14 protein-coding genes and 1 tRNA gene are annotated in these 12,267 nt (G+C 68.6%); 7 read left to right on the plus strand and 8 right to left on the minus strand.

Going from position 1 to position 12,267, the window contains the following annotated elements; translation table 11 throughout:
* Window positions 1-92 precede the first annotated feature (92 nt).
* The 6 genes from ACFWZ2_RS11630 to ACFWZ2_RS11655 form a co-directional block, all read right to left on the minus strand.
* Entirely contained in the window at window positions 93-947 is an 855-nt protein-coding gene (locus tag ACFWZ2_RS11630) for an oxidoreductase (protein ID WP_384544873.1), read from the minus strand.
* Complete coding sequence (locus ACFWZ2_RS11635) at window positions 944-1,894, minus strand: aromatase/cyclase (protein WP_384544874.1); 951 nt, start codon at window positions 1,892-1,894, stop codon at window positions 944-946. The genes ACFWZ2_RS11630 and ACFWZ2_RS11635 overlap by 4 nt, the downstream gene beginning before the upstream one ends.
* Before the next feature lie 50 nt (window positions 1,895-1,944).
* Window positions 1,945-2,730, minus strand: coding sequence for a 3-oxoacyl-ACP reductase FabG (gene fabG / locus ACFWZ2_RS11640; RefSeq protein WP_384544875.1), 786 nt, complete (start codon window positions 2,728-2,730; stop codon window positions 1,945-1,947).
* Between the two features lie 333 nt (window positions 2,731-3,063).
* Entirely contained in the window at window positions 3,064-3,435 is a 372-nt protein-coding gene (locus ACFWZ2_RS11645; protein ID WP_384544876.1) for a hypothetical protein, read from the minus strand.
* 344 nt (window positions 3,436-3,779) lie between these two features.
* Complete coding sequence (locus ACFWZ2_RS11650) at window positions 3,780-4,634, minus strand: helix-turn-helix domain-containing protein (RefSeq protein WP_384544877.1); 855 nt, start codon at window positions 4,632-4,634, stop codon at window positions 3,780-3,782.
* Window positions 4,635-4,644: 10 nt separating this feature from the next.
* Window positions 4,645-5,397: a DUF6879 family protein gene (locus tag ACFWZ2_RS11655; protein ID WP_384544878.1), complete on the minus strand. Its 753-nt coding sequence runs from the start codon at window positions 5,395-5,397 to the stop codon at window positions 4,645-4,647.
* A gap of 168 nt (window positions 5,398-5,565) precedes the next feature.
* Here ACFWZ2_RS11655 and ACFWZ2_RS11660 point away from each other — a divergent pair, with 168 nt between their 5' ends.
* From ACFWZ2_RS11660 to ACFWZ2_RS11670, 3 genes are all read left to right on the plus strand, one after another.
* Window positions 5,566-5,787: a hypothetical protein gene (locus tag ACFWZ2_RS11660; protein ID WP_384544879.1), complete on the plus strand. Its 222-nt coding sequence runs from the start codon at window positions 5,566-5,568 to the stop codon at window positions 5,785-5,787.
* Between the two features lie 61 nt (window positions 5,788-5,848).
* Window positions 5,849-6,232, plus strand: a complete 384-nt coding sequence (locus tag ACFWZ2_RS11665) for a hypothetical protein (protein WP_384545055.1) — start codon at window positions 5,849-5,851, stop codon at window positions 6,230-6,232.
* Window positions 6,233-6,549: 317 nt separating this feature from the next.
* On the plus strand, window positions 6,550-7,689 hold the full coding sequence (locus ACFWZ2_RS11670; RefSeq protein WP_384544880.1) for a recombinase family protein: 1,140 nt from the start codon (window positions 6,550-6,552) through the stop codon (window positions 7,687-7,689).
* Window positions 7,690-8,187: 498 nt separating this feature from the next.
* On the opposite strand, the gene ACFWZ2_RS11675 is transcribed toward ACFWZ2_RS11670, so the two are convergent.
* Window positions 8,188-8,272: transfer RNA gene (locus tag ACFWZ2_RS11675), tRNA-Leu, on the minus strand.
* A gap of 187 nt (window positions 8,273-8,459) precedes the next feature.
* Here ACFWZ2_RS11675 and ACFWZ2_RS11680 point away from each other — a divergent pair.
* The 3 genes from ACFWZ2_RS11680 (at window position 8,460) to ACFWZ2_RS11690 (ending at window position 11,134) form a co-directional block, all read left to right on the plus strand.
* A complete protein-coding gene (locus tag ACFWZ2_RS11680) occupies window positions 8,460-9,785 on the plus strand; it encodes a M20/M25/M40 family metallo-hydrolase (RefSeq protein ID WP_384544881.1) in 1,326 nt (441 codons plus the stop codon).
* Between the two features lie 169 nt (window positions 9,786-9,954).
* Window positions 9,955-10,188 carry a chaplin ChpH gene (chpH, locus tag ACFWZ2_RS11685; RefSeq protein WP_384544882.1) on the plus strand — a complete coding sequence of 78 codons (234 nt, stop codon included), beginning with the start codon at window positions 9,955-9,957 and terminating at the stop codon, window positions 10,186-10,188.
* Between the two features lie 139 nt (window positions 10,189-10,327).
* On the plus strand, window positions 10,328-11,134 hold the full coding sequence (locus tag ACFWZ2_RS11690) for a chaplin family protein (protein WP_384544883.1): 807 nt from the start codon (window positions 10,328-10,330) through the stop codon (window positions 11,132-11,134).
* Between the two features lie 87 nt (window positions 11,135-11,221).
* Here ACFWZ2_RS11690 and ACFWZ2_RS11695 read toward each other — a convergent pair whose 3' ends face one another.
* Entirely contained in the window at window positions 11,222-11,410 is a 189-nt protein-coding gene (locus tag ACFWZ2_RS11695; RefSeq protein ID WP_127911640.1) for a DUF5703 family protein, read from the minus strand.
* A 47-nt stretch (window positions 11,411-11,457) separates the two neighbouring features.
* On the opposite strand from ACFWZ2_RS11695, the gene ACFWZ2_RS11700 reads away from it, so the two are divergent.
* On the plus strand, window positions 11,458-12,228 hold the full coding sequence (locus ACFWZ2_RS11700) for a hypothetical protein (RefSeq protein ID WP_384544884.1): 771 nt from the start codon (window positions 11,458-11,460) through the stop codon (window positions 12,226-12,228).
* Window positions 12,229-12,267: the final 39 nt, after the last annotated feature.

The raw sequence follows: 12,267 nt of genomic DNA on the forward strand, positions 1-12,267 counted from the left end.
GGGGGCGGGGGCCGGCGGGGGCCCCCGCGCCCCCGGGGGGCGGGGGGGGCCCCCCGGGGGGGGCCCCCCCCCCACGGCCGGGGGGACGACGGTCACCCGCCCTCCCCGGCAGGGAAGTCCGTCGACCGGGCGAGGGAGTCCCACTCCTCCCACTCGGCAAGGCGGTCCCGCAGCACGCCGGGTGCCAGGTTCGCCGCGTTGTCGCCCAGCAGGATCCGCAGCGGCGGCTTCTCCGCGGCGACCAGCTCCAGCAGGGCCGCGCCCGCCTTGCGCGGGTCGCCGGGCTGCAGGTGCGCGAAGGCACCGGACAGGCCGTGCCGCCGCTTGGCGAGCACGGAGTCGTAGGCGGACTTGGGGGTGGCGCGCACCATGCTTCCCGCGCTCCAGTCGGTGCGGAACTCGCCCGCCTCGACCAGGGTCACCCGGATCCCGAAGTGCGCGACCTCCTGCGCCAGCGTCTCGCCGACCGCCTCGAGGGCCCATTTGCTCGCGCAGTACATGCTGAGGTTGGGATACGTGGTGACACCGGCGATGCTGGACATCTGCAGCAGATGCCCGCTGCCCTGCCGCCGCATCACCGGCAGCACGGCCTGCGTCACCCACAGGGCGCCGAAGAAATTCACGTCGAACTGGTCGCGCAGCTGCCGCTCGCCGACCTCCTCGACGGCACCCGCCAGGCCGTAGCCCGCATTGTTCACCAGCACGTCGATCCGGCCCGCCCGCTCGGCGGCCTCCGCCACCACGGAGAACACCGCGGCCCGGTCGGTGACGTCGAGCGTCAGAGGCACGACCCGGTCGCCGAACCGCTCCACCAGGTCGTCCAGGGTCTCGCGGCGGCGTGCGGTCGCGACGACCGTCGCACCGGATTCGAGGACCACTTCGGTGATGGCCCGGCCCAGTCCTCTGGAGGCACCGGTGACGAACCACACCTTCCCTTCGGCGCTCATCGCCCCGCCCGCCGCTCGGCGTGGTTCTTGGCGTGGTTGAGGGTGGCGAGGCTGTTGGTGCTGAGCGCCGTGTGCACATACCGCCTGGCGTCCTCGACCGTGGCGTCCGCGCCGAGGATCCGGGCGATGTTGTCCGGATTGAGGGTCACGGTGTGCTGGGACGACGCGGTGACGCCCCGGTCGGTCTCGCTGAACGTCCAGTAGCCGGTGTGCAGGGTCATCAGCGCCGGCAGGGTGGTCTGTTTGTAGGCGATCTTCCCGTGCGGGAACGTCACCCGGTACGACTTGGTGGTGTGCACCGAGCCGTCCTTGGCGCGGGTGTCCATCTCCAGCTCCTGCAGCCCCGGCGTGTCCTCGGTCAGCCGGACCGTGGCGACGTGCGGCAGCCGCTCGGGCCACAGCTGCGCCTCGTTGACGAAGTCGTAGACCTCCTTGGCCGGTCCTTCGACGTCCACGGAGTCCTCGAAGGAGAACGTCAGGTCCTCGGTGGCGTGCGCGCGCTCGACGTTGGTCTTCAGGGCGGCAAGTTCCGAACGGGAGTTGCGGTCCACCGCCTCGTCGATCCACTCCAGGCTCTTCGGGTCGTCGTCGACGGCCCGGTAGTCGTGCAGCAGCCGCACCCGGGAGCTGGTCCCGGTCAGCGGCTCGATGACCCAGGTGCCGCCCATCGCGGCGACCGGCGGGGCGGGGATCTCCTGGCGGAAGGTGATGCGCAGCCGGTCCGGGTCCAGCGTGCGGCGGGACGTCCAGTTCTTCGCCTCGCCGTTGGCGGTGGCCCAGATGTGGATGCGCTCCTCGGTGCTGCTCTCGGCGGTCCGGTCGACATAGATCGTCGGCGGGAAGATCCGCGGCCAGTTCTCCACGTCGGCGATGAGCCGGTAGACGGCGGCGGCCGGCGCCGAGACGGTGATGTCGTGTTCCACTTCCCGCAGACCTGGCTGCGACATGCTGCTGCTCCTCGCGTTGCGCGACCCTCGGGTCGACTCATGGGGGTGGGTCAGAAGTTGCCGAGGCCGCCGCAGACGTTGAGGGCCTGGGAGGTGATCGAGGCGGCCGTGTCCGTGGCCAAGTAGCCGACGAGACCGGCCACTTCCTCGGGCGTCGAGTAGCGGCCGAGCGGGATCTTCGTCTGGAACTTCTCGAGGATGGCCTCCTCGGTGGTGTCGTACGCGGCGGCATAGCCCTGCCGCACGCGCTGCGCCATGGGCGTCTCGACGTATCCCGGGCAGACCGCGTTGACGGTGATGCCGGTGGGGGCGAGCTCGTTGCCCAGCGCCTTGGTGAAGCCGACCACGCCGTGCTTGGAGGCCGAGTACGGGGCGCCGAGCACCACGCCCTGCTTGCCCGCGGTGGAGGCGATGTTGATGATCCGGCCGCGGTTCTTGTCCCGCATGCCACCGGTGGTCAGCACCTCGCGCGTGACCCGGAAGACACCGTTGAGGTTGGTGTCGATCACCTCGTGCCACAGCTCGTCGGCGATGTCGGCGGTCACTCCGCCGCCGCTGCGGCCCGCGTTGTTGACGACCACGTCGACCGTCCCGAACCGCTCCACCGCCTGCCGCACCCAGGCCTGCACGGTCTCGGCGGACCGCACGTCGAGGACGGCGCCGTCGACCTCCAGGCCCTCTGCGGTCAACTCCTTGACCGTCACGGCCACGTTGTCGGCGTCCCGGGCGCCGATGAACACCCGGTGCCCCGAGGCACCCAGGACCCGGGCCACCTCCAGGCCGATACCGCTGGTCGCGCCCGTGACGAGGGCGACGCGTGTGTGCTGCTCAGGCATGAGAACTCCTCGACGTGTCGACTGATGCCGCACGCGGAGGATGTTTTCCGCCTCTGGAGTGGTGCTCGAAGACCCCTTGGAGCCGGAAAGAGGCCATGATCGCGGCCGGGTACGGGAGGGGATCGCCGCCCTGCACCCGGAAACGCAAAAGACCCCAGATGAACTGGGGTCTCAGCTGGTGTCCGAGGGGGGTCTGATTCAGTACACCAGCGCACTGACCAGGTGTTCTCGACTGAAGTTGGACACTGAAACTACGTGGTCTTGAGCATGCCGACTGCGAGTTGCATGAACCTACTGCTTGCCCGGAGCGCACCACCCCGCGCGGCCCGAGGGTCACTTGATGACAAAGTCTGCGAGGGCGACGATTGCTGACAACATTCCCGTCGCGACACCGAACGACGCACTCATCTGCTGCCGGTCAGCCGTGAGCACGGCACTGCGGTGCTGCCCACCTCCCCCCGCCCCGAACAGCACCTTCACCCCTTGCCACTTGTGCTCTCGTATCCAGCATCCGCGCAGCATCCCCTGCGCGTTGTTGCGGCACCTTCCCTGGCGGCCTATGGCGATGCACGTCAGTGGCGCCTGCAACAGGAAGTAGAGAACAGACACTACGGCCAACAGGATGAACAGCCCCGGCCCGATCACGCCTGCGGCCCAAGCCAGAATCCCGAGCACCAGGATCACTACACCCCAGCGCTTCTTCACGAACTCTCCAAGCCCGCCCATACCCATGGACGGTAGGACGTGCGCGGTGATGCTGGCAGAGCGTAACCGGGGGCTCGTTGAGTGGAGCAGTTGCGCCCGTGCGCTCATGGTGCGACGAATTCGAGCACCGGGAGCTTGGCGGGACATAACGAGGCCACCGGTAGCTGACCAGCGGGGCGTTCGCGAGATCGCCGCGCCCCGATCGCCGATCCCCCTGCCGTTCGGCCTACCTATCCCTCTTCCCGCTAGAGAGGTAGACCCCATGTAGTGGCTTGGCCCTGGCAGGGCAGCGGCTTGCCCCTTCCTGCGATTGCTGCGACTCGTACCGGTACAGCGGTACGCAGTTATCTGTGTGTACCGAGCGTGCGTCGCGCCGCGTTGATGACGTTGTGTGCATCGGCGCCGTAGACCGCGGAGTCTCGCATCGCCTTCCAGACGCGCAGATACGTTGCGATGCTGTCGGCGTCGTCGACCCACAGTTCTGCGTGCCAGGTCTCGGTGACCACCTGCCGGTCGTCGTAGATCCAGAAGCCCACGCCCGGCGGCTGCTTGAGCGAGGCGCCGAAGGGGACGATCCCCAGCTCTACGGTGTCCATTCCGATGATGCCGGTGAGGCGGTCGAGTTGGGCGGCGAGCACTGCTGGCGAGCAGATCAGAGCGTGCAGTACGCCCTCCCACATGATGATGTGGTAACGCCTGCCTGCACCGTAGAGGAGTTGCTGACGCTGCATGCGGGAGCGCACGGCGTCCTCGATGTCCCGTGGTGACTGGTGCCGTTCGGCGGAGCGAGTGAGGACCGCGCGTGCGTAGTCGGGAGTCTGGAGGATGCCGACCACCCAGGAGGATTCCCACGCACGCAGCACCCTGGCGTTGGTCTGGGCCTCATTGTGCGCGTCCTGGACGGCCCGGTGACCTGCCGCGAGTTGGCGACGCCAGGAGCGGATGTGTGACTCGAACCCTGCGAGGCGGGCCCGGAGTTCGTCGAAGGCACCAGGTTGGCCGGTTGCCTGAGCCCAGGCCTGGAGATCCTCGGCGGTGGCCGTCTGCTTGCCGTTCTCCAGCTTGCTGACCTTGGACTTGTGCCATCCAAGTTGTCGGGCCAGTTGGTCGCCGGTGAGTCGGCCTCCAGGGCGCGAGAGCCGTAGTTCGCGAAGCCGTGTCCCCAGGGCCTCTCGCGCCTGCTGAAAGTCGGTACTCACCGGTGCGCACTCACTCCCTTGTGGTCAGCCGTGCCGCGAATTCCTGGTATGGGATGGCGTAGTGCTGCGCAACATCGCGCAGCCGGTTGTACTGGTTGACGGCCGCTGGCTCGGTGATCAGCTCGGCACCCGTGAGGTTGTCATCGTCGTCGAAGATGCACCGGGCGACGATGTGGGAGTCGAAGATCCAGAAGTCCTCGTCCGGCAGATTGACGCGCTGGGCGTCGGTGCGCCACATGTTGCGGACGTCCTCGCCGAGCGCGGCGTTCTTCTCCGCGTGCGCCAGGAGGTACAGCTGCCCCGTGGTGGGAGGGCTGTCGACGATGCGGACGCGCCCAACCACCGCTCCGTCTGAGGTCTTTGGGCGGATGGTGCGGCCCCACCGGGAATCGAGATCCCATGTCGGGGTCTCGCCGCGTACGAACTGGGCGTAGGTTTCGGTTGCTTCGTCGACCGCGTAGCGCCTTCGCATCTCCAGGTGCCACGCGCTGTGCTGGAAGTTCTCGAAGAGCCGGGCGAACTGGTTCGGGTCGAGAACCCGTGGTGCGGAATCCCGGTCGCGCGGCCCGAAGTCGATCAGTGTGTTGCGCGGGACGACGATGGCCACCTCATCCTCGTCGAGGTGCTGAAGCTGGGCCAGGTCCTTGGGGTCGGTGAGTTGCGGTCCGTGAATGATGATCTGGCCGGTGTCGAGGTCTTCGTGGATCGCGGGGCAGCTCCCTTCGCCACTCCCTGTGCCGTTGAAGCGCAGTCGTCGCGCCATGATGTGCCCCTTTCGTCGGGCTGAATCACAGCTTCGCTCGCTGTTGCGCCGGTGAGCCATGGCACTCATGGCTCCCTGGAAGGAACTTCCCGCAACCTCAGAACCTCGTCAAGCAACTTCCAGCAACCTTCCTGGAGTGCCCAACCCCCTCTCCCTAGCGTCCTGTTCATGGCCACTATCCACGAGCCGCAGGATCACGAAGCACACGACGTCGATCCACATACGGCGGTTGAGGAGTTGAGGGCAGCACTGGCCGAGGCGGACATCGTCTTCCCCTCACTCGGGGTCGACCACGCGTCGCCGCGTCTGGGGCTGGTGAACCTGGGGCGTGCTCGCGCGGAGGTGGCGATACGCCTGGCTGACCGACTCCGGCGAGGGGGCCGTGAATGACATGTGTGTGCAACCCGTCGGCGCCTTGGTAGTCGACACCGAGAGAGACAGGCTCGGCCGCGTGATGGGGCATGAGGGCCCCTATGTTCAGCTTCGCCCTCCGGGGGGTGGCCGCGAGTGGGATGCCAAGCCCGAGAACGTACGGCTGGCGGACGAGAACGACCGCCTGCGTGCCAGCATCGTGGAAGTGAGGCTGAAGGCCGCGAGGACCGTCGGCATGAGCGAGGACGAGCCCGCGGTGCCCCTGCCGGACCCGGCCACGCTGAACAACCTGCAGCTCACCGAGCAGGCCTGTGTCCTGTGCGGCAAGCGGCTGTTCCGTGATCGCTTCCTCAGCACGGTGGCGTACATGGAGCGTGGCCGGAAGGTGACGGCCCAGCTGTGGGCGTGCGCCCCTGACTGCGATGCCAGCGCCACCACGCCAAGGCCGCCAACCAGCTCTTAAAGAACGCCTAACACGGTCAAAAATCCGCCTGAAAAACGGCCTTTCCCTGTGTGGCCCCCAGCTCCGAGCAACGCCCCGCGAACGCTCGGGCCGCACGGTTTGCGGGGCCGGAGGCTTGCCGTGGACCGGGCGCAGGACAACCCTCGAACTGCCCAGCAGCGTGCACCCGCCGGGCGCGAGAGTCTGAGTCTGACGGTGGCCGTGCCTGAGCATCCACCCCAGCTCACACCGCAGGTGGCCGCCGCGCTGTGGCGGCTGATCTCCAAGGTGCAACACACCTCATCCCCCAAGAGTGACGGCGAGAGGGAGGCAATCTGATGCTCCGCTTCGCGTTCTACGGGCGGGTCTCTACCGAGGATCAGCAGGACCCTGCCGCCTCCCGGGCTTGGCAGTTGACCCGTGCGGCGGCGCTGACGCAGGTGCACGGGCCAGTCGTGGCCGAATACTTCGACATCGGCCAGTCCCGCGCGATCCCGTGGAAGCGCCGCCCCCGCGCCGCCGCCCTGCTGGCCGCACTCGCCCGCCCCGGCCGGGATTTCGACGCCGTGGTGATCGGGGAGCCGCAGCGTGCCTTCTACGGCAACCAGTACGGCCTCACCTTCCCCCTCTTCGTCCACTACGGGGTGCAGTTGTGGGTGCCCGAGGTCGGCGGTCCCATCGACCCTGAATCCGAGGCACACGATCTGGTGATGTCGGTCTTCGGCGGCATGAGCAAGGCCGAACGCAGCCGCATCAAACTCCGCGTACGCACCGCCATGGCCACCCAGGCAAGGCTGGAGGGCCGCTATCTCGGCGGCCGCCCGCCCTACGGCTACCGCCTTGCGGACGCGGGCCCGCACCCCAACCCGGCCAAAGCCGCCCAGGGCATACGCGCCCACCGCCTTGAGACCGACCCGGCCACCGCCCCAGTGGTGCAGCGGATCTTCACCGACTACCTCACGGGCTACGGCATCTACGCCCTCGCCCAGCGCCTGACCGCCGAGGACATCCCCTGCCCTTCGGCCGCCGACCCGCAGCGCAACCACCACCGCTCCGGCACCGCCTGGTCCAAGAGCTCTGTCCGGACCATCCTCACCAACCCCCGCTACACCGGCCACCAGGCCTGGAACCGCCAGCGCAAACTGGAGACCTTGATCGACGTCAATGATGTCGGCCTGGGGCACACCACCACCCTGCGCTGGAACCCCAAAGACCAGTGGATCTACTCCGAACACCCCGCCCACCCGGCCCTGATCAGCCGCGAGCTCTTCGACGCAGTCCAGGACCGTCTGGCCTCCCGCGGGCCGCCTCCACCGGCCGTGAGGTCCGCACCCGCCACCCCTACGCCCTCAAGGGCCGGATCTTCCATGCCCAGTGCGAGCGGCGCATGCAGGGCAACTGGGTCCACGGGCGAGCCCACTACCGCTGCCGCTTCCCCGCCGAGTACGCCCTCGCCAACCGCCTGGACCACCCCATGAACGTCCAACTGCGCGAGGACGTCCTCCTGCCACCTCTGGACGCCTGGCTCGCCCAAGCCTTCGCCCCCGAACAGCTGGTCCAGTCCCTGGCTGCGCTCGAAGAAGCACAGCCCGCCACCGACCCCCGCACCGAAGCTCTGCACCGCGAGATCGCCACCTGCGACCGCAAGCTCACCCAGCACCGCGCCGCCCTGGAAGCCGGCGCCGACCCCGCCCTGATCGCCACCTGGTCTCGCGACGTCCAGGCCCGCCGCCTCACTGCCCAAGCCACTCTGGAGCGGCTCACCGCCGCCGAGGCGCAACCGCTCCCACGAATGACTCGCACTGAGATCAAGAACCTGGTCGACGCCCTTGGTGGCCTGTTCACCATCCTGGAATCCGCCGACCCGGCCGACAAAGCCGGGATCTACCGTCAGCTCGGTCTGCGCCTCACCTACGACCACCAAACACGAACGGTGCTGACCGAGAGTCGGCCAGCACCGGTTGGTGTACTGATTGTGTCCGAGGGGGGACTTGAACCCCCACGCCCGATAAAGGGCACTAGCACCTCAAGCTAGCGCGTCTGCCATTCCGCCACCCGGACTAGGTGTCTGTCTTCGCGGGGTGTTCCCCGCGGCGACAGAGAGAACATTACCAGGCTTCAGGAGGTACTCGATCACCCCTCCGTCCGCTGTGAACGGCTGATGACGACACCCGCCCGGCCTTGGGTGCGGAGCCCCGGAGAGAGAGGATGAGGGGGACCACCAGCAGCGAATGCGGGAGGAGCCAGCGTGAGCGGGTCCAGCACGGGCAAGGCCGTCACCGGTGAGGACGAGGTCGTCGACCTCTGTCGTGAACTGATCCAGATCGATACGAGCAACTACGGCGACCACTCGGGCCCGGGGGAGCGCAAGGCCGCCGAGTACGTGGCCGAGAAGCTCGCCGAGGTCGGGCTCGAACCGAAGATCTTCGAGTCCCACCCCGGCAGGGCCTCCACCGTCGCCAGGATCGAGGGCGAGGACCCGTCGCGGCCCGCGCTGCTCATCCACGGCCACACGGACGTCGTGCCGGCCAACGCCGCGGACTGGACGCACCACCCCTTCTCCGGGGAGATCGCGGACGGCTGTGTGTGGGGCCGTGGCGCCGTCGACATGAAGGACATGGACGCGATGACCCTCGCGGTCGTCCGTGAGCGGATGCGCAGCGGCCGCAAGCCTCCGCGCGACATCGTGCTCGCCTTCCTCGCGGACGAGGAGGCGGGCGGCACCTACGGCGCGCGGCACCTCGTCGACCACCACCCCGACCTCTTCGAAGGGTGCACGGAGGCGATCAGCGAGGTCGGCGGCTTCTCCTTCACCGTCAACGAGAACCTGCGGCTCTATCTCGTCGAGACGGCGCAGAAGGGCATGCACTGGATGAAGCTGACCGTGGACGGCACCGCCGGTCACGGTTCGATGATCCACAAGGACAACGCGATCACCGAGCTGTCCGAGGCCGTCGGGCGCCTGGGGCGGCACAAGTTCCCGGTGCGGGTCACCAAGACGCTGCGGCACTTCCTCGACGAGCTCGGCGACGCGCTCGGCACCGAGCTCGACCCGGAGAACATGGACGAGACGCTCGCCAAGCTCGGCGGCATCGCCAAGCTCATCGGCGCCTCGCTGCAGAACACCGCCAACCCGACGCAGCTCGGCGCCGGTTACAAGGTGAACGTGATCCCCGGGCAGGCCACCGCGCACGTCGACGGCCGCTATCTGCCGGGCTACGAGGAGGAGTTCCTCGCCGACCTGGACCGGATCCTCGGCCCGAACGTGCGGCGCGAGGACGTGCACGCGGACAAGGCCCTGGAGACCACCTTCGACGGCGCCCTGGTGGACGCCATGCAGACCGCGCTGCGGGCCGAGGACCCGATCGCGCGCGCCGTGCCGTACATGCTCTCCGCGGGCACGGACGCCAAGTCCTTCGACGACCTCGGCATCCGCGGCTTCGGTTTCGCACCGCTGAAACTGCCGCCCGAGCTGGACTTCGCGGGCATGTTCCACGGTGTCGACGAGCGGGTCCCGGTGGACGGCCTGAAGTTCGGGGTGCGGGTGCTCGACCGTTTCATCGACGCTTCCTGACGGGATCCATCCGCTTTGCACGCTGAAACGACACTCCAATAATCGTCAGCGCGTGCGTACTTGACTGAAAAGAGTGAAAGGAACCATAGGCTCGTAGCCCCATAACTTCCCCCTCGTTACAGGTGGTGCAGTCCGCGGCTGGGACTGCATTTGCCAACAAGGAGGAACAATGATCAAGAAGGTCGTCGCTGCTGCGGCTGCCACTGGTGGTCTCGTGCTCGCTGGTGCGGGCCTCGCCGCTGCCGACGCCGGTGCCCAGGGTGCCGCCGTGAAGTCCCCCGGTGTCGTCTCGGGCAATGTCGTCCAGGTGCCCGTGCACGTTCCGGTGAACGCCTGTGGCAACACCATCTCCGTGGTCGGGCTGCTGAACCCCACCTTCGGCAACACCTGCATCAACAAGTGACGTTGTTGTGCCTCACCCCTTGAGGGTCTGAGTCCGTCGGCCCCGGAGTGCGCGCCATGCACTCCGGGGCCGACGGGCATTCCGCGCCCGGGCGAGGACGCCCGGGTGTCTTCCGGAAGGTAAAAGGCAGGGAACAGCTATGCGACAGGTCACGCGCAAAGGCCTGATCACCGTGGCGGCCGCGACCGGCGTGCTCGCGGTGACCGGTGGCTACGCGCACGCGGACTCGAGTGCCAACGGCAGCAGTTCGCAATCCCCCGGCGTGCTGTCGGGCAATTCCGTTCAGCTCCCGGTTGACGTTCCGGTCAACGTGTGCGGCAACACGGTGAACGTCATCGGAGTCCTCAACCCCGCGGCGGGGAACAACTGCGCCAACACCTCCGGCCACGGAGGCGGCAGCGGTTCGCACAAGCCGACGGGCGGCGGGTCCCAGGCATCGGGTCACACCAGCGACTCACCCGGTGTCGCCTCGGGCAACGACGTACAGCTGCCGGTGAACGCACCGGTGAACGTCTGCGGCAACAGCGTCACCATCGGCGGCCTCGGCAACGCGACCGCGGGCAACGACTGCACCAACGACTCGGGCGAGGCGGTGACCCCGCCCGGCAACAAGCCGCCGGGGAAGCCCGAACAGCCCGGGAAGCCGGAGCAGCCGGGCAACCCGGAGCACCCCGGGAAGCCGGAACAGCCGGGCAACCCGGAGCACCCCGGAAAGCCGGAACACCCGGGCAAGCCCGAACGGCCCGGCAGCCCGGAGAAGCCGGAGAACCCGGTCGACCGGGGCACGCCGAACCACCCGGGCACGCAGATCGTCACGCCGCCCGAGGGAACCTCGCAGCTCGCGCAGACCGGCAGCTCCCTGCCGGTCGGCCTCGCGCTGCCGGTGGGCGCGGGCGCACTGCTCGCGGGCACCGTGCTGTACCGCAGGGCACGGGCCTCCGCCTGAGTCACCCTGCGTCCGAGCACGCCGAACGGAGCGGGCCCCGCCGTCGCGGGGCCCGCTCCGTGCGTCCTGCTCAGCGCACCTCTCAGCTCACCAGGTGGCCCTCACCTGGCGGATGATCCGCCGTTTCAGCCGCACTCTGCGGCTGCCGTCGGGGTGCAGACTCAGACGATCCAACTCCCAGTGTCCGTACTCTGCGTGGTCCGTCAGCAGACGTGTGGCTTCCTTGCGGGTGACCCCGCGCGGTACATACACGTCGACAAATTCGTATTCCGGCATCGCATCTATTGTGCGGGCATGGGCCCGGTACGGATAGCGTCTGCACTATGTCTGATGCTGCGCAGCCCACCGCTGCCGAGGTACGTGCCGCCGCCGAGGCGGTCAAGACCGCGCTCGACCGCCACCTGGCCGCGGTCGAACGCAGGTCGGGCGAGGACGATCCGGCCGTCTACGAGGCGTTCAACGAACTCGCCGCCGCGGCCGAGGAGTACGACGAACTCCTCTACGACCGCTACGACGAGGTCACGCCCTTCGAGATCCCCGGCACGGAGGACGCGCTGCCGCCGTACCAGGGCCCGGAGGAGGCGAACGCGCTGAGCGTGCTGATCCGCCGTGACTACGCGGTGGTGGAGCCGCAGCGGCTGCTCGCCCAGGCCCAGCGGGTCGCCGACCTCGACGCGGGCGGCGAAGCCGACGGCAGCGGCCCCGCCGACACCGTGCACGGGGCGCTCGGCGTCCTCTTCGGCGAGTTCGAACCGGACGAAATCGCCTCCCGGCACAAGGAGTTCGGCCTGGAGGAGGGCGACTCCACGCTCTGGGTCACGGCGGCGGACACCCCCGCGGAGCCGGGGGAGTGGCTCGACGCCCCCTTCGACCAGGCCGATCCGCACCGCGTGGTGTGCCGCTTCGACGTCAGCGCGGTCTTCGACGACGAACTGGACGACGACGCCCTGGACGGTGTCGACGTGGACGTGGACATCGACCCTGACCTGGCGGTGCCCCTCGACGAGGTCGACGACATCGACGAGCCGGACGACCCCGACGATTCGGATGAGCTGGACACGGAGGGCCGGGGCGCGCGCGACGCCGGCCGCTGACGCAGGCCACCATGCACAGGCGCGCCGCTCCGGCGGGGG

This window comes from Streptomyces sp. NPDC059002, assembly GCF_042740435.1.
GTDB lineage: Bacteria > Actinomycetota > Actinomycetes > Streptomycetales > Streptomycetaceae > Streptomyces.